The organism is Cecembia rubra (genome assembly GCF_003014575.1).
GTDB lineage: Bacteria > Bacteroidota > Bacteroidia > Cytophagales > Cyclobacteriaceae > Cecembia_A > Cecembia_A rubra.
Genome location: NZ_PYGF01000010.1, coordinates 1 through 17,744 on the forward strand (window position 1 = coordinate 1; position 17,744 = coordinate 17,744).

The 17,744-nt window shown below is 40.3% G+C and carries 12 protein-coding genes; 7 read left to right on the plus strand and 5 right to left on the minus strand.

Annotated features, from left to right (window positions below):
- Positions 1–367 precede the first annotated feature (367 nt).
- The 4 genes from CLV48_RS15700 (at position 368) to CLV48_RS15715 (ending at position 7,217) form a co-directional block, all read left to right on the plus strand.
- The gene (locus CLV48_RS15700) at positions 368–2,764 is read left to right on the plus strand and encodes a penicillin acylase family protein (protein WP_106568252.1); all 2,397 of its coding nucleotides are present in this window, start codon (positions 368–370) and stop codon (positions 2,762–2,764) included.
- A 230-nt stretch (positions 2,765–2,994) separates the two neighbouring features.
- On the plus strand, positions 2,995–3,363 hold the full coding sequence (locus CLV48_RS15705) for a four helix bundle protein (RefSeq protein WP_106568355.1): 369 nt from the start codon (positions 2,995–2,997) through the stop codon (positions 3,361–3,363).
- A 126-nt stretch (positions 3,364–3,489) separates the two neighbouring features.
- Positions 3,490–3,909 carry a peptide-methionine (R)-S-oxide reductase MsrB gene (gene msrB / locus CLV48_RS15710; RefSeq protein ID WP_106568253.1) on the plus strand — a complete coding sequence of 140 codons (420 nt, stop codon included), beginning with the start codon at positions 3,490–3,492 and terminating at the stop codon, positions 3,907–3,909.
- A 74-nt stretch (positions 3,910–3,983) separates the two neighbouring features.
- Positions 3,984–7,217, plus strand: a complete 3,234-nt coding sequence (locus tag CLV48_RS15715) for a S41 family peptidase (RefSeq protein ID WP_106568254.1) — start codon at positions 3,984–3,986, stop codon at positions 7,215–7,217.
- A 395-nt stretch (positions 7,218–7,612) separates the two neighbouring features.
- Here CLV48_RS15715 and CLV48_RS15720 read toward each other — a convergent pair whose 3' ends face one another.
- On the minus strand, positions 7,613–9,091 hold the full coding sequence (locus tag CLV48_RS15720) for a M20/M25/M40 family metallo-hydrolase (protein WP_106568255.1): 1,479 nt from the start codon (positions 9,089–9,091) through the stop codon (positions 7,613–7,615).
- 483 nt (positions 9,092–9,574) lie between these two features.
- Between CLV48_RS15720 and CLV48_RS15725 the strand changes: the two genes are divergently transcribed.
- The gene (locus CLV48_RS15725) at positions 9,575–11,938 is read left to right on the plus strand and encodes an ABC transporter permease (protein ID WP_170069038.1); all 2,364 of its coding nucleotides are present in this window, start codon (positions 9,575–9,577) and stop codon (positions 11,936–11,938) included.
- Between the two features lie 200 nt (positions 11,939–12,138).
- On the opposite strand, the gene CLV48_RS15730 is transcribed toward CLV48_RS15725, so the two are convergent.
- Both CLV48_RS15730 and CLV48_RS15735 read right to left on the minus strand, forming a co-directional pair.
- Complete coding sequence (locus CLV48_RS15730) at positions 12,139–12,348, minus strand: hypothetical protein (protein ID WP_106568257.1); 210 nt, start codon at positions 12,346–12,348, stop codon at positions 12,139–12,141.
- Between the two features lie 6 nt (positions 12,349–12,354).
- Entirely contained in the window at positions 12,355–13,329 is a 975-nt protein-coding gene (locus tag CLV48_RS15735; protein ID WP_170069039.1) for a hypothetical protein, read from the minus strand.
- A gap of 2,394 nt (positions 13,330–15,723) precedes the next feature.
- Here CLV48_RS15735 and CLV48_RS15740 point away from each other — a divergent pair.
- Complete coding sequence (locus tag CLV48_RS15740) at positions 15,724–16,146, plus strand: hypothetical protein (RefSeq protein WP_106568259.1); 423 nt, start codon at positions 15,724–15,726, stop codon at positions 16,144–16,146.
- 270 nt (positions 16,147–16,416) lie between these two features.
- On the opposite strand, the gene rhuM is transcribed toward CLV48_RS15740, so the two are convergent.
- Both rhuM and CLV48_RS20660 read right to left on the minus strand, forming a co-directional pair.
- Positions 16,417–17,106: a RhuM family protein gene (rhuM, locus tag CLV48_RS15745; protein ID WP_211299955.1), complete on the minus strand. Its 690-nt coding sequence runs from the start codon at positions 17,104–17,106 to the stop codon at positions 16,417–16,419.
- A gap of 9 nt (positions 17,107–17,115) precedes the next feature.
- Positions 17,116–17,283, minus strand: coding sequence for a virulence RhuM family protein (locus CLV48_RS20660; RefSeq protein ID WP_211299956.1), 168 nt, complete (start codon positions 17,281–17,283; stop codon positions 17,116–17,118).
- 149 nt (positions 17,284–17,432) lie between these two features.
- On the opposite strand from CLV48_RS20660, the gene CLV48_RS15750 reads away from it, so the two are divergent.
- Complete coding sequence (locus tag CLV48_RS15750; protein ID WP_106568260.1) at positions 17,433–17,612, plus strand: hypothetical protein; 180 nt, start codon at positions 17,433–17,435, stop codon at positions 17,610–17,612.
- Positions 17,613–17,744: the final 132 nt, after the last annotated feature.

Here is a 17,744-nt window from a genome sequence, read left to right on the forward strand (position 1 = left end):
CTTTTTTCATTTTTGCAATCTGTGTGTTAAAGGTAAGAAATTGTCTGCAAACAGATCGGGTATTCGCCTACCGCGGGTTCCTCAAATTCCCCGTGCGATTTCTTCTAAATCACACAGAGAATTTCGAGGTATAACTTTAACTTCGTAAGTAGTGAAACCAACTTACACAGTTTTTGTCATAGTCCCGGTTTACGAGTCATGTAAGGTAAGTCTATTGTCTTGCTTCTTGTGTCTTGTGTCTTGTGTCTTGTGTCTTGCTACTTGTGTCTTATGTCTAACCCTCTCGCTTCTCGTCTCCCCATACTTGCTACTCTCCCCACAATCCCCTAATTTTCAGCTTACATTTATATGACCCAAATACCAATCCATGAAAAAATTAATCCTTATCCTGATCATTCTCTTTTTTGCAGCAATTGCAGGTTATCAGATTGTTAAATACCAACATGCTCCAAATTACAATGGTACTATTGAAATGGCCGGCTTGGAATCAGAAGCTGAAGTTTATTTCGATGAATTTGGAGTTCCCCATATTTATGCAGCCAATGAAACAGATGCCTATATGGCCCTGGGATATATCCATGCACAGGATCGTCTTTTCCAAATGGAAATGATGCGCAGGGTGGGCACTGGCACGCTTGCCGAACTCCTGGGTGAAGACCTGTTAGAAGTGGACAAGTTTTTCAGAACACTCGGTATTCCCAAGCATGCAGATTGGAGTACTGTAGAATGGTTGGCAGAGGGTAAGACGCCCTGGAAAACAGCCACAGAGGCTTATATCAAAGGGGTAAATCATTTTATCCAATCCGGAAAACTCCCCATCGAATACACCATCCTTGGCCACAAACCTAGAGAATTCACTATCACAGACGTTCATGGTATCGTTGGCTATATGTCTTTCACTTTTGCTATGGCTATGAAAACAGACCCTTTGGTAACCAAAATGGCAAGAAATCTCCATCCGGATTACCTTAAGGTTCTTTCAGTCCATACACTCCCCGAACATCATATCATACCAAACAACTATCCAAAAAGGGACTCTGATACAAAAGAAATATTACTTGGAAGCAATATCCATGCTTTGCTTGAAAAATTACCTGCCCCGCTACTGGAAGGCAGCAATTCCTGGGTAATTGCACCCTCAAGAACTGCTTCAGGTGAAGTACTATTTCTTAATGATACGCACATTGGCTTTGCCCAACCTTCAGTTTGGTATGAAGCCCATATAGAATATCCTGGATTCTCCTATTATGGCAACCACCTTGCAGGAATGCCTTTTGGTCTTGTAGGACACAGCCGTAAGCACAGTATCGGCCTGACCATGTTCGAAAATGATGACCAGGATTTCTTTGAGGAGCAAATCAATCCCAATAACCCCAACCAGACAGTATATGGGGATGAATTTAGGCCAATGTATAAAAGGACCGAAAAAATTCCCGTCAAAGGGAAAGAGGCAATAGACTTTGAAATTGTGGAATCAATCCATGGCCCTATAATGAATGAAGTGCTCCCTGATATCGGTAAACTCACTTCCAATCCTGTCGCTTCCTGGTGGGTTTATGTACTTGAGCCTACCAAAGCACTTGAGGCTACGTGGAAAATGGCCCATGCCAGCAGCATCCAGGAAATAGAAGATGCTGTCCGTCTGATTCACGCCCCTGGCCTCAATGTGATGTATGGGGACAAAGAAGGAAATATCGCCTGGTGGGCTACTGCCAAACTACCCATACGGCCAGCTCATGTAAACAGCAAAATCTTCCTGGATGGAAGCAACCCTGCCGATGAACCTTTGGGATGGATTCCCTTTGAAGAAAACCCCATGAGCATCAATCCCCCTTCAGGTTTTGTTGCATCAGCAAATAATCAGCCCGATACCTTGGCCAACGGAATCTTCTTCCCAGGTTACTACTACCCTGGCGACCGCTGGAATAGGATTGCAAAAACAGTTACAGCCAGAAATGACTGGACTCAGCAAAATATAAAAGAACTACAACTTGAAGCCATCAATGAAAACCATCCTATCAATGCCCGCAGTATGATGATGGACATTGATCCGGGAATATTTAGAGGCTATGAACCAGTCAGGGCCGCCTTGGAAAAATGGGACGGAAACCATGACCTGAATTCTATTGCTCCAACCCTCTATTACAAATGGTTGTATCATACACTTCATGACATGATGGCTGATGAGTTGGGGGAAGATGATTTCGAGAATTTCATCAAAACTTTCCTTTATATACGTAGTGTTCCTAAACTGATCAGAACAAACGATTCTCCTTGGTGGGACAATGTGAACACTCCCCAAAAAGAAACCAAAAAAGATATTTTGGAAAAAGCTTTGAAAAAATCTCTGGAAGAACTTAAAGACCAAATGGGAAGGGACAGTCATAACTGGGAATGGCAAAAATGTATTGTTTTGGAACACCCCCACCCATTAGGTGCCAAAAAGCCTTTGGACAAAATCTTCAATGTAAAAGCTCCACCTGTTACTGCTAATGAAGAATCTGTCAACAAATTGCCATTTACATTGAATCCAAATGGTATTTACAGGGTAAATTCAGGACCTGCCATGCGCATCATCATCGACTTTGCCAATGTGGAAGCGGCAGAGTCTATATTGCCTACTGGTCAGAGCGGTAATCTATTCAGTTCTTGGTACTCCGATCAGGCTGAAATGTTTGCCAAAGGCCTTTACCGCCCCATGCTGATGAACGAATCCATGATCAAGAATGCAGCGAAGGGGAAGGTCGTCTTCATGAAAAAATAGAAGTCTAAGGAGATTTGTGGATTCAGTTTCTCTTTGAAGCTAAGAGTTGTAATTGTTGTAATTGTTGTAATTGTTATTTGATTAGTTGTTGATTAAATGAATGGAAAATGTTTTGGTAATTTGGAAAAACAGCAATAATTCAGGGCATTTGAGTCAGGAGCTATTTTGAAACTAAGAGTTAAAATAAGCGTATCGTTTTTTAACGTTTAACCTCATAAAATTTTATGATTATGAAAAGCTATAAAGACTTGGACATCTACAACATTTCCATCGAGCTGTTCTTCGAAACAAATGCTTTCAGTCTTAAACTCCCGACTTTCGAAACATATGAATTGGGCAGTCAGCTAAGAAGATCCTCAGACTCTATTAATTCCAATATTGTGGAAGGATATGGAAGAAAATCTTACAAACAGGACTTCATTAAGTTTATTACTTATGCCCATGCCAGTAATTTAGAATGCCATAACCATCTCTATAAAATATCCAGGCTTTACCCCGAATTGAAGGAAGAAGGAGAAAAGCTGATGGAAGAATATCACAAACTGGGAGTCAAAATCCACAACTTCTTAGACTATGTTAAATCCAGTTGGAAAACCTAAACAACCATTACAACCATTACAACAACTAAAAAAACTTCAACCTGACAACTACGACAACCCGACAACAATTTCAACCACTACAACCAATCTCAACTACTGAAACAACAATAGTCAAACCGACAAGTCATGAAAAAGAAACCAACTCCAACCTTCCCGGTCCAAAAACCTGAATCAGAATGGCAAAAGGAACTTGATCCTATCAGTTATCATGTACTGAGGGAAAAAGGAACGGAAAGGCCTTTTACAGGACAATATTACCTCAACAAGGACACCGGAATCTATGAATGCAAAGCCTGTGGCAACGAAATTTTTCACTCTTCTGCTAAATATGACAGCGGTTGCGGCTGGCCTTCCTTCACCGAACCTGTAAGCCCTGATGCCATCGTAGTACAGATGGACTATTCCCACTTTATGATCCGGGAAGAAATCCTCTGCGCCAAATGCGGTGGCCACCTGGGACACAGATTCCCCGATGGCCCCAAAGACCGTGGAGGTATCCGCTACTGTATCAATTCAGTCAGCTTGGATTTCAAAAAAGAGGAATAGGATTATACCAACGGCTAAAAATCCTTGGCCCAATACCTTAAATTGCATTTCTATCAATCAACCCTTTATAACGTATGAGAAAATTGCTTTTCTTAGGACTTAGCTTTTTACTTCTTGAAGGCCTCTTCGCCCAGGGAAGCATGTTGCTAAGAGAACCGACCATCAGCAAAGACTATATTGTCTTTGTCCATGCCAATGATCTCTGGAGAGTTTCCAAAAACGGAGGAGATGCCATCCGCCTCACATCCAATGAAGGCGCAGAAAATCTGCCTCACTTCTCCCCAGATGGTAAACACATCGCTTTCTCTGCCCAATATGATGGCAATACAGATGTATATGTCATTCCTGTGGATGGAGGAGAACCAAAGCGGCTGACATGGCATCCCGGTCCGGATATGGTAACAGGCTGGACACCTGATGGGAAATTTGTACTTTTCACTTCTGCAAGGGAAAATGTCCCTACCAAGGAATCTAAATTTTTCAAAATACCTTTGACTGGAGGTATGGAAGAGGTACTTCCCATCCCAAGAGCAGTAAATGGTAGAATGTCCACAGATGGCAAACACATCGCTTATCAGCAAATAGCTTTCTGGGATCCGGAATGGAGAAACTACCGGGGCGGACAGGCAAAACCTATCTGGGTGGTCAACATGGAAACCTTCGAACTGAAAATGACGCCACAAACAGATATGGAAAGACATACCCAACCCATCTGGCATGGAAATCGGGTGTTTTTTCTCTCTGAAAGGGATTTTGCCAATAACATCTGGTCTTATGATCCTGCAACTGGAAACCTAAAACAGGAAACCTTCCACAAGGATTTTGATGTGAAAAACCTTGACTCCAATGGCAGCGAGATCGTTTATGAACAGGGCGGTTACCTGCACTTGTTGAACCCTGCCATTGGTCAGACCCAACAATTGGAAATTAATATCAAAGGTGATTTCCACTGGGCCAGGGAAAGGTGGCATGAGGTCAACCAAAGAGGTTTACTCAATGCCAGCCTATCACCGACAGGACAAAGGGCCCTATTTGAATACCGAGGGGAAATCATCACTGTCCCCAAGGAAAAAGGTGATGCCAGAAACCTCACCAATACTTCCCGTGTGGCAGAAAGAGCGCCGGTTTGGTCTCCTGATGGGCAGCAGATCGCCTGGTTTTCTGATGCCAACGGAGAATACCAACTGATGATAGGAGACCAAGAAGGGCTAAAACCTGCCAAAACCATCACCTTGCCCAAAAGTACTTTCTTCTTCAAGCCAGATTGGTCTCCAGATGGAAAGCACATTGCCTTTACGGATACGGATTATAACCTTTGGATAGTGAATGTGGCCACCGGAGCCGCCAAGATAGCCGACACCGACCGCTTTGCCCATCCCAACAGAAGCCTCAACCCTATTTGGTCTCCGGATAGTAAATGGGTGGCCTATGCACGCCTTTTGGACAACCAGTTCAAAGCCATATTTACTTACAATGTGGAAACAGGAAAGAAAATCCAGATCACAGATGGAATGGCTGATGCCATTACTCCTGTTTGGGACCAAAATGGCGCATACCTGTATTTTCTGGCCTCCACCAATTTTGGACCTAATACAGGTTGGCTCGACATGAGCAGCTACGACAGACCGGTTACAAGAAGTCTATACCTGGCCGTACTCAGCAAAACCGGTAAGTCTCCTCTGCTACCGGAAAGCAATGAAGAGTTGCCCAAAACAGAAAATGGAGAGAAAAAGGACAATAACAAAAGTGTTAGTGTGACTATAGATGAGGAAGGATTGTCCCAGCGCATCGTTGCTGTGGATATTCCTGACAGGAATTATACAGGATTGATTGCTGGTCCGGATAACCATGTTTTTTATTTGGAAAGCATTCCCAATCAGACCGGGCAAACCTTACACCGATACAATTTTAAAGATAGAAAATCAGAGGCCTACCTTACTGGGGTCAATACAGCTACGGTGTCTTTTGACCGTAAATCCTTGCTTTATCAAGCCAACGGCAATTGGGGAATAGTGGAGACTACCGGAGGGCCAAAAAAACCTGGAGATGGTGCCTTGAAAGCACTTTCAGGTTTCAAAATCAAAGTCACTCCCAAAGAAGAATGGGAGCAGATTTACCGTGAGGGCTGGAGATATCAGCGTGATTTCCTTTATGTGGACAATGTACACGGCGCCCCTTGGGACGAAATCTACGAATGGTACAAGCCCTGGGTAGCCCATGTCAAGCACCGCTCTGATATGAATTATATCATTGACATCCTGGGTGGTGAAGTGGCTGTTGGCCATAGCTATACCTCTGGTGGAGATTTCCCAACAGTGAAAACAGTGGATATTGGCTTACTCGGTGCAGACTTTGCCATTGAAAATGGAAAGTACCGCATCAAAAAAATCTACAATGGAGAAAATTGGAACCCTACATTGCAGGCTCCATTATCCGTTCCAGGAATTGACGTCAAAGTAGGTGACTACATCCTAGAGGTAAATGGAAATCTACTGGACATTCAGGACAATTTCTTTAAGTACTTTGAAAATACCGCAGGCAAACAGATCAAAATCAAAGTCAGTGATCAGGCTTCCGGTGCCAATTCCCGTTTGATTACTGTGGTGCCAGTGACCAATGATAGCCAATTACGCATGATGGACTGGGTGGAAGGAAACCGACGTATGGTAGACCGACTTTCAGGAGGTAAACTGGCCTATGTTTATGTTCCTAATACAGGACAGGGCGGCTACACTTACTTCAACCGTTATTATTTTGCCCAGCAGGACAAAAAGGGAGCTGTGATCGATGAGAGGAATAATGGTGGTGGCTCAGCTGCAGACTATATGGTGGACATCATGGCCAGGGAACTCCATGGCTATTTCAACAGCCGCGCCAATGACAGGAGACCATTTACCACCCCTATGTCCGGAATATGGGGTCCTAAAGTGATGTTGATCAACGAAAGAGCAGGCTCGGGAGGAGACCTTCTCCCCTACCTGTTCAGTAAAATGAAAATCGGACCTTTGATCGGAACCCAGACTTGGGGAGGATTAGTAGGTACTTGGGATACCCCACCCTTTATTGATGGGGGCAGGATGGTGGCTCCAAGAGGGGGTTTCTTTGATGTGGATGGAGAATGGGCTGTTGAGGGTGTTGGAGTGAAGCCGGATATTCCTGTAGAACAGACGCCAAAAGATGTGATCGAGGGAAGGGATCCACAGTTGGAAAGGGCCGTTCAGGAAGCCTTGAAGCTGTTGGAAACCGAGGGTATAGAACTCAAACCCGAGCCCAAAGCCCCTATCCGCTACTTCAGACCTAAGGATTAAACCCGAAATATGCATTAGAACTTCTATTACGAGGCCAAAACACTTCATAATCAAACGCTTTGCTGCATTTAGCTCACTCACCATAGAGATGACTATGCTTCCTTCGCAAAATGCTTGATTCTTTTGTGTTTTGGCCTATCACTACGAAACCTAATGCATAATTCGGGTTAAACCATTGATTTTCCATTTCAAAAAAAGACCTTTGGGGTTTCCATACCCCAAAGGTCTTTTTTCTAATCCCGATTCTTCAAACGAATAATTGTTAAGCGTTAACTGTTAACCGTTAACCCTATTTTGTTCAAACGTTCAGATGTCCATGGTTTTACGAATCTTGTAAGGTAACCCTGAACTCCTGAACCTTTCCCTTTTCTCCTTTAACCTTTAACCTTAAATCCCTAAAACTCATAAGCAATCCCCACCCTAAAATTCCTGTTGTAATAATCCGTGTCACCTGGAAGCTTAAATGGCTGTGTCAATGCTGAGCGCCACTCTGTGGTCACCGTAATCTTCGAAACCTGAAAACCAAATTGAAGACTTATTCCCCATTCCTGATCCGGCAGTTCTAGCGATGTACCTAAAACCTCTTGTGCTCCTTCTGACAAACGCTGCCTCACATGCTGCCTGAAATATGGGCCAACACCGCTGAAAAACCTAAACAAACCATCTTCCGAGTAAAATGAATTTGCCCTGATAAGAGCTGGAACTGTGATGGAATGTCTTCTGAACCTTTCTCCTTCTACCAAACTGCCGTTAAGGTCATAAAGTGTACTCACGGCCAACTCAAAGGTGCGGCTTATCCTCCACCTGCTGTAAAAACCTGCTTCAACAGCCCCTAAGCCAAATTCTCGGTATGAAGAGGTCTCATTGATATTACGCGAACTCCCAATCCCAAATTGGGCACCAAACTTCAGAGCCTTACCATATATGGCCACAGTAGCATTGAAATTTCTGGCCGGCTCCAGAGTTTCTGCATTTGCCATTTCCAAGGTTAGCCCTGCCATAAATGTACTGATCTTGGCCATGCCCTCATAGTCCAGTAAATCTGCTTTATCTTCGGGCTTATGGTACGGAGATTTCAATCCTGTATTGACATAAATGGAAGGTATCCCAATACCTCCAAATGGCCAGGTATCTGTCCTCCTTTCGATCAATGGGGCTGTTCCTTTGATAGGAATAGGATTCCTTTCCTGCGCCAAAGCCAAGAGTTCTTCGGCACCCGCCAAAGTCCGCCATCCTTTCAATTCTAAGGATTTGACCGTACTCAACATCCCGATCATATCCAAACTGAACATGGCCTTGATGGCTTCATTGGGGAATGGTTTCTCCGAATTCACAAAATACTCTGCCCCTATAAGCCCACTTTCCTCCGCATCAAAAGCAATAAAGACCAGACTGCGTTTGGATTGCTTGCCGGATGCTGAAATCAATCTGGCCATTTCCAAAATGCCTGCTACGCCTGAAGCATTGTCGTCCGCACCCGGAAAAATAGTTTTGCTTCCATCTGCAGCCTTGTTATAACCTAAATGATCAAAATGGGCTCCAATGACGATATACTCTTCTTTAAGTTTGGGATCAGTCCCGGGAATCATGCCCACCACATTTGTACCTTGCAGATTGACCAAGCCCACTTTGAAATCAAAGTGATGGAAATAAGAGTCTCCCTGAAAAGGTTGTAGACCCATTTCCCTCATTTCATTTTCAATATAGCGGATGGCTTTTTCTCGGCCTTCTGTTCCAAGTCCCCTGCCCTCCAGGGAATCCGAGGCCAATATTTGGACATGATTTTCCAGCCTTTGCTGAAGGTTTTGCTGGGCTATAACATTATAAATGAACGTGAAAATGAAAAATGCAAATAATGTAATCCTTCTAACCATAACGAAGAGTAATGAAATTTATAGTGAACTAAAGTACAAATTACCAACGCCATTCAAAACATTAAGATTTCAGTTTTATGGAAAATTTGTGGTTTTTTTTATACTAAGCCCGCATTTGGATAAAATATTATTCACATTCGGTACGGGCAGTGCTATTGGTTTCATATTATTTAAGTCCTCTAATGAAACCAAGTATTGCGTTCAAATGGCTTCAGAAAAATCAGAAATAGAAACTTTGATCCATTAGAATCATAATGCTTTAATAACTACATGAGGTTAGCTCTCATCAATTCTATAGGTGAACAAAAATTTGTTCTCTACCGCACAATTTTGCTCGAATAAGAACACAGTTTAATCTAATATATGGCCAATTTCCCCATTTGTCCAGTTTTCTCATGGCACCTATTTTGAAGAATAAGAATGAGCACATGCTTAACGACCTTTCAAATGCTGAAAAATTACATTCTTGTTGCCTTGAGAAATATGAAAAGGCAAAAAATTTACTTCTTCATCAATACTTTCGGACTTTCCATTGGAATTGCCTTTTGTTTGCTAATTATACTTTTTATCAAGGATGAGTATAGTTATGACAAATTCCACCCTGAGCATGAAAAGATTTTTAGGATATCTATGGTGGAAAATTATCCGGATGGAAGGGAGTATTTCAATATTTCAACCGCGCAAATTCTTGGCCCTACAATGCAGGAAAATTTCCCTCAAATTAATGATATCATTAGGACTGGTGCCCAAAGTAGTATGGTTAAAAGCAAAGAAGAAAATTTTCAGGAAACCATCCTTACCGCTGACCCTGATTTTTTCAGCAAGTTCAATTTTCCTTTAGTCTCAGGCGAACCTTCCATGGTTTTGGATAAAATCAACAACCTGGTCATTACAGAAAACTATGCATTAAAGTATTTCGATAATCAAGACCCTATTGGAAAAAGCCTAACCTTGAAATTTGGAGATATTGAGGAAGATTTTGTCATATCAGGTGTGACCAAAGACCCTCCTACAAATTCAAGTATCCAATTTAATATGGTTATCCCTTTTGAAAATACAGTCAGAAACACGGCAGAAAAAGCAAGAACCAATTTTTTCTATGTCAATGTTTATACTTATGCTTTTTTGGATGAGCCTTCAAAATCACAACAAGTAGAGGCAGGTTTTAATGGTCTATTCAAAAAATTATTTCCTGATTTCCAAGGAGAAGTATCAGTAAAACTTCAGCCTATTGCTTCAATCAGATTGGACACGTCCTATCCACAAGCAGCCAGTGATCCCCTTTACTCTTATATTTTAAGTGGTCTGGCATTATTGGTTATTTTGATCGCCATTATCAATTTTGTCACCCTTTCGGTGGGTAAATCAATTGACAGAGCAAAGGAAGTTGGAATCAGAAAAGTGCTGGGAGCCATAAGAAAGCAATTGATTGGACAATTTTGGGGAGAAGCCATCATCATTAGCTTTTTTTCACTTTGCCTGGCATTGCTCATGGCTGAGCTGGCTTTACCGAAGTTCAATAACCTTTCAGGTAAATCCATCCCAAATGTACTTACAATAGACATAATGTATATTTCACTTTTCATTGCCACCCTGGTGGGCTTCTTGGCTGGTTTTTACCCTTCTGTTTTTCTATCCAAATTCAAACCTGTAGAGGTACTGAAAGGCAAGTTAAAAGTGGAAGACGCAGGACTGATGCGCAAGTCATTGGTTGTTTTTCAATTTGTGATTTCTGTCTCATTGATTGTTTGTGCCTTGGCCATGAACAAGCAAATGAAATTTATTCAGACAAAAAACCTTGGGTTTTATAAAGAACAAGTGATAGCAATCCCTACTGGATTGAATGAGGCCAACAGTTTGGCTCTGGCTGATAGGCTTAAAAATAAAATAGGCAATAGAAATGATGTAGTTGATGTAGGCACTTCATTTTTTGCCATCAGTCAAGAATGGGGCAATGGTTCCTTTATAGATGCTGACGGCATTTATAGATCCATGGCATTTAATGTGATTGATGCCGATTTCTTAAATACAATGGGAATTGGAATGGCATATGGCAGAAATTTCTACCAAAATAATGACAGCGATCTAAATCAAAGTCTAATTGTAAATGAAGCTTTAGTAAGGGATTTTGGTTGGGAAGATCCCATCGGTAAAAGCCTACCTGGAAAAGATTTTCCAGCACATCAAATTGTGGGTGTAGTCAAAGATTTCCATTATTCATCTCTGAAAGATGAAATCAAACCATTGATTTTGACAATGTCAGGAAGCCTGCTAAATGGTTTTGAGGATATCATGTTTTCCACTTCCCCTGCCAGGAAAATAACAGTAAGAGCCAAGTCAGAAGACTTGATGGAATTTATCGCATCACTTGAGGCTGCTTGGAAGGAAGTGGCTCCAGGTCAAGAATTCAGTTATTTCTTTTTAGACCAATCACTGGCCAATCAATATCAGTCAGAAACAAGGATCGGAAATATTATGGATTATTCTTCATTCTTTGCCCTGTTAATAGCTTGTCTTGGACTCTTTAGTCTGGCTACTTTGATTATCAAGAAGAGGGTAAAAGAAATTGGTATCAGAAAAGTTTTGGGCGCTTCAGAATTAACTATCGTACAAATGTTTTCTTTTGAGTTTTTAAAACTTATACTGGTTTCCATTCTTATCTCTGTTCCGCTTACGCTTTTTTTAATCGGAAAATGGATGCAGAGTTTTGCTTACAAAACTGAAATTGGCGCGGATATTTATTTAATAGCCGGAATTTCTTCAGTGATAATAGCGATGTTGACAGTTGGGTATCATGCAATAAAAGCATCATTGATGGATCCGGTAAACAGTCTAAGGAGTAATTAGCACAGGTTAAAATTGTTTACCAATTTTCCAAAATTCAAAAAAGGAAGGTACTATTCAATTGGAACGGAAATTTAGCACCCAAAGTAAGTGCAGTTGTGGACAAGGTCAGATTAAACTAACTGACATTTCTCACTTTTTTTTAAAAAAACAAATTGGACTTGCAAGGATTAGGTTTGCTTTTGAATAATGTGAACAGCAATTCATTCTTCAAATGTAAGACTCATTGTCTGTTCGGTTAAAATTCTAATGATATGTGTCTCATTTCCGGCTTTTTGCCGATGAACTCTTGCATCTTGATAAGCCTCTTCCAAGTGGCTACGCCAAGGGCCTTTAAATGAATCATCTTCACAAATTGCCCTATAGCGAATTGAAAATGAGGCCATTTTATTGGAAATCATGCTCTTTGCCATAATTAATTATTTTGTGTCCAAATTGAAGTTAATTGGAAATGTAAAACGCAACCCATAGGAACTTCTTGAAAGCAGATTGATTTCAGAATTTCTATTATCAGCTATATCGAACAAGTTTGCATATACTTCAGCATTGATTATATTTTTTAAATTCGATTGGTCTTTAAACGTAAGAAGGAACCCAAATCCTAAATTTGTAATTGGTTCAATTCCTTTAGCAATTCTCTGTTCAGGAAAAAAATGGATTGCTGCTTTGTTATCTTCAAACAAAAAGTAATAAAAGTCTCCGTTAATTGATGCTGTAAGCAAATTGCTCTGATAAAGACCCTGGAAAACATTGTATTTACTCGTTGACACTCTATCGTTTGGATTGATGCCGTAATTTCTTGAATCGCTTAACTCAATCCTTCTCAAACTAGGCAAATTATCATCTAATGAAATACCTGCACCAATTGAGATAAAGTAGGATTCATATGGAGCCGGCGTCAACCTAAAAATATTATAATTCAGTTTAAAAACATGACCAACAAAGTTGCTTCTTGTAACTTGACTTTCTAAGGGGAGTGAGGGATCGAAAAGTCTAAAACTATTATTTGATATTCCATATCCGATTGAGAACCACGCCAATTTGAATCCGTATATCTTTAGTTCTGATTCAGCATTTCTCAGCTCTTTTGCTCTCCAATTGTCTAATTCAAATAATTGAGCCTCTTTGGAAGGTAAATTTAAAAGTTGGTTTTTTTTATAATTTAATTCGGTTTCTTGTTTACTCAATTCCATCTGTATTTTCTTCCTTTGAAAATTTAGACTATCCCTATTTAGCCCCTCATTTGAATTGATGAGCTTGATAAGAACCTCCATTGAATTTTCTTTCTTTTTTATCTCACTTTCAATTCTGTTAATCTCAATATTCAGCTCATTTTCTAAGTTTCCATGCTCAATTTCAATTGCTTTTAAAGCATGATCCTGTGTGATTTTCAACTTTTTCTTTTGAAGCCTTGTAAAATCTTCATTAAAGTATTGGATAGACTTCTTTCTAAAATCCAGAAAATTGTATTGCAGGTCCAAACCAAATTTTGAATTGAGCTCCGAGTTTGAAAAAATGGGCAATAAACCATCCAAAACCCCACCTTTTGCTTTTAGACCAAGGATAGAGCCATTTTTAAACAGGATATTGCCTGCAAAATTTACTTCTGCTTCTTTAAGGTCAATTGAAGCAAAGTTCCCAATTATGGTGTTCGATTGTGGATTAACTAAATTCGCAAATTTTTGATTGATCAAACGCTTAACTTGTGTCCTTTCTAAGCCGACCTGAGTTGAATCTTGTCCAAAACTAAACTGAACAAGTAATAACAGAATTAGAATAGTGCTAAAATATTTCATAACCCTGAATTTTAAATTGCCTATCAAGGGCATATTCCCGCCTTTGGGGACAATTATTGAAATAAATTTCTCCTATTTTTTCTTGTTTATTCCATAATCATATGAAATTTAGTGATTTTAGCTGAGGTTCTTTTAAAAAAGCCATTGTTTATCTATATGTAACCTACAAGAAACAAATAAATCCCATCCAATATTTTCCGGTTTACATCTTTGCAAACAAATGAAGGAGACCCATTACTTCTTCACCATAATTTAAATCCGCAGAAGCTTATTTCAGAGGAAATCAGCTCAATCCGCCTTATCTTAGTTCTATCCAAAGTTTCCGTTTCATATCGACGGCGATTTCCCTTGCGTTTTTTCAGGCGATTCCAGCGCCGCCTCTGGGAACGTGGTGGGCACTTTTTACCCGGTGTGTCGTTCCTAACCTCAGGCTATTACATGTAAGGCTTTCAGCCTTGTTCTTTTACATAAAAGAAATCTCATTAAAAGAGGGCTAGAATATATGTATAGATCGGAATTCGTGAAAATCTGAAAGCTTAGCGCTAATTCTATTTATCATGTATGGTTTGATCTGGGAATGGCCTTCAAGCCCCCTACTCACAGTCAAAGTAGGAGATTTGTGAAAATCCGTGTAATTCCTACCTGCAGCAGGCAGGAGTGGACAGCCATTTGCTGATTGAAAATCCGTTTTATCGCTTCACGAAATTGCAAATTTCGAGAAGCTTTTTTCCGCAATGAAAGCAAGGAAAAAGAAGCAATTTGGTGGATGTAGCCATTATTAACTGCCTTTGCAGCCATTTATTTCTTAGCGAAACCTTTGCGCACATTGCGGTTTTTCCCAAAAGCGAAGCTTTTCATCAGTGTTTATCCTCATTTATCAGCGGTTTAATTTCTAAAAGCGCAGATTTCTATGTGTTCTACTGTGGCTATCCCGCATGCGGGACAAGTTATGGTTTTTAAAATTTTTTAAACCGCCAAGGACGCAAGGGAAAAAACGCAATTTGGTTGATAAAACCATTATTGGCTGCCTTTCCGGCCTTTTATTTCTTAGCGAAACCTTGGCGCCCATTGCGGTTTTTTTCCAAAAGCGACGCTTTTCATCAGTGTTTATCCTCATTTATCAGCGGTTTAATTTCTAAAAGCGCAGATTTCTTTGTGTTCTACTGTGGCTTTGTGGTTTTTAATAACAGAGACTTTTTATCCCAGCCTGCATCTGGCAGGCGTATTCATCCTCATTCATCAGTGGTTAATATCCCTATTTTGTGGATTGGAAATCCACTTTATCGCTTCACGAAATTGCAAATTTCGAGAAGCTTTTTATCCGCAATGACCGCAAAGCCCTCCGCAAAGAAAGCGCAAAGCCTTAGAATCCTTTCCTTCTAATTTTGCTATCCAAAAAGCGTAGCTTTTCATCAGTGTTTATCTATTTTCATCAGCGGTTTAATTTCTAAAAGCGCAGCTTTCTATGTGTTCTACTTTGGCTATCACGCATGCGGGACAAGTTATGGTTTTTAAAATTTTTTAAACCGCCAAGGACGCAAGGAAAAAGACGCAATTTGGTGGATATAGCCATTATTGGCTGCCTTTGCGGCCTTTTATTTCTTTGCGAAACCTTTGCGCCCATTGCGGTTTTTTCCAAAAGCGAAGCTTTCCTATGTGATCTTCTGTGGCTTTGTGGTTTATATTAACAGAAACTTTTCATCCCAGCCTGCATCTGGCAGGCGTATTCATCCTAATTCATCAGTGGTTAGTATCCCTATTTTGCGGATTGAAAATCCGCTTAATCGCTTCACGAAATTGCAAATTTCGAGAAGCTTTTTATCCGCAATGAACGCAAAGTCCTCCGCAAAGAAAGCGCAAAGCCTTAGAATCCTTTCCTTCTAATTTTGCTATCCAAAAAGCGAAGCTTTTCATCAGTGTTTATCTATTTTCATCAGCGGTTTAATTTCTAAAAGCGAAGCTTTTCTATGTGTTCTACAGTGGCTATCCCACATGCGGGAAAAGTTGTGGTTTATAAAATTTTTTAAACCGCCAAGGACGCAAGGGAAAAAACGCAATTTGGTTGATACAACCATTATTGGCTGCCTTTGCGGCCTTTTATTTCTCAGCGAAATCTTGGCGCCCATTGCGGTTTTTACCAAAAGCGACGCTTTTCATCAGTGTTTATCCTCATTTATCAGCGGTTTAATTTCTAAAAGCGCAGATTTCTATGTGTTCTACTGTGGCTTTGTGGTTTTTAATAACAGAGACTTTTTATCCCAGCCTGCATCTGGAAGGTATATTCATCCTCATTCATCAGTGGTTAATATCCCTATTTTGCGGATTGAAAATCCGCTTAATCGCTTCACGAAATTGCAAATTTCGAGAAGCTTTTTATCCGCCAAGGACGCAAGGGAAAAAACGCAATTTGGTTGATACAACCATTATTGGCTGCCTTTCCGGCCTTTTATTTCTCAGCGAAATCTTGGCGCCCATTGCGGTTTTTACCAAAAGCGAAGCATTCCTATGTGTTCTACTGTGGCTTTGTGGTTTATTTTAACAAAAGCTTTCTATCCCAGCCTACATCTGGCAGGCGTTTTTATAATCATTCATCAGTGGTTAATATCCCTATTTTGCGGATTGAAAATCCGCTTTATCGCTTCACGAAATTGCAAATTTCGAGAAGCACAGATGGGTCATTTTTACTCATATCGCCACCTCTTTTTTGATTTGTTTCAGCATCATTTCTAAGATATTCCCATCCAACTTCGAAAAAGCAAACCACCTCTTGCCTGAATCCTTCAATGAAGCCCCTATATGGTAAAGCTCTTTGCGATCGATAATCAGAAACCGGTCATGGCTTCTGCTTAGTTCTTTTATTTCAAAATCCCCAAACTGTTCATTGGCTTTTTTTACATCCAAAGCCAAGGTCTTGGGGATGCTTTTACTAAGGAGCAATACCTTAGCATTCTTCGATTTTTTGGATAAATGCGTAAGGGTGCTTTCATCAATATAATTATCAATCAATTTGATTTCGTTTTTTGCTTTCTTGATCAGATTTGAAATAAATACATAAGCATCAAAAATTTGCCCATCGAAGAAAATGCCTTGGTTGGGAAATTCCTGTGTTTTAAGTTGAAGGGAAATTTCCTTCACCTCTTTGCTAAGGGTTTCGTAGTTGTTTTCTATTCGGTCTATACGCTGATTCAGCGCGTAACCTTTCAATAAATAATCCCTAAACACATTAGTAGCCCATATTCGAAATTGTGTGCCTTGTTTGGATTTTACACGGTAGCCTACTGAAATGATGACATCGAGATTGTAGTATTCAATGCGCCTCTTTACTTTTCTATTGCCTTCCTGCTGAACTATCAAGTAATCCTTGACTGTTGCCAATTTAACTAATTAACCTTCTTTGAAACAGTTATTGATATGTAAGCTGACATTTTGTTTGGTTTGACCAAAAAGCATTGCCATCTGATTTTGATTCAGCCAAACCGTATCTTCATCAAGCCTAACCTCGATGTGTTCGGTCAGTTCTCCAGATTGATATAGTATGATTTCGTTCTTCATAGACCAAAGACATAAAATTAAGATGACCTATTAAGCTAATCATTAGTTTGATTAAAAACTTAACCCTGCTATCTAAAAATCTACTCCAAGACTCCGTCAGGAGTACAATACCGAAGGTCATTGGCCCCGAATTTCAAATCGGGGTGAAAATGATGGTATTAATTTCGGTCCGCCTAAACCGGCAGAAGTTCAATAAGCTTCAGGATTTTCTTGTACTTTTGAAGAAGAAGAACATTAGTGGAAATCTGCAAGCCTGCGCTATTCAAGTTTTCCATGATGCCGTTGATCTAATTTACCCATTTGAGATCCATGACAAGCATCAAACCTGAAAAATTTATGTAAATCCGTGTAATTCCTGCCCCAGGCTAAAGAAGTTTTTGGAAAAGAAATTAGACCAGAAGATCTGGTCATGGAGGATTGGGGTATTTATTTATATCTATTTTCTAGTTAAAGACAAGTTT

Bases quoted from the DNA above. Each gene is read 5' to 3' on its own strand.
- CLV48_RS15700 (WP_106568252.1), top strand. From the start codon at position 368: ATGAAAAAATTAATCCTTATCCTGATCATTCTCTTTTTTGCAGCAATT.
- CLV48_RS15705 (WP_106568355.1), top strand. From the start codon at position 2,995: ATGAAAAGCTATAAAGACTTGGACATCTACAACATTTCCATCGAGCTG.
- msrB (WP_106568253.1), top strand. From the start codon at position 3,490: ATGAAAAAGAAACCAACTCCAACCTTCCCGGTCCAAAAACCTGAATCA.
- CLV48_RS15715 (WP_106568254.1), top strand. From the start codon at position 3,984: ATGAGAAAATTGCTTTTCTTAGGACTTAGCTTTTTACTTCTTGAAGGC.
- CLV48_RS15720 (WP_106568255.1), bottom strand. From the start codon at position 9,091: ATGGTTAGAAGGATTACATTATTTGCATTTTTCATTTTCACGTTCATT.
- CLV48_RS15725 (WP_170069038.1), top strand. From the start codon at position 9,575: ATGAAAAGGCAAAAAATTTACTTCTTCATCAATACTTTCGGACTTTCC.
- CLV48_RS15730 (WP_106568257.1), bottom strand. From the start codon at position 12,348: ATGGCAAAGAGCATGATTTCCAATAAAATGGCCTCATTTTCAATTCGC.
- CLV48_RS15740 (WP_106568259.1), top strand. From the start codon at position 15,724: ATGCGGGAAAAGTTGTGGTTTATAAAATTTTTTAAACCGCCAAGGACG.
- CLV48_RS20660 (WP_211299956.1), bottom strand. From the start codon at position 17,283: ATGAAGAACGAAATCATACTATATCAATCTGGAGAACTGACCGAACAC.
- CLV48_RS15750 (WP_106568260.1), top strand. From the start codon at position 17,433: ATGATGGTATTAATTTCGGTCCGCCTAAACCGGCAGAAGTTCAATAAG.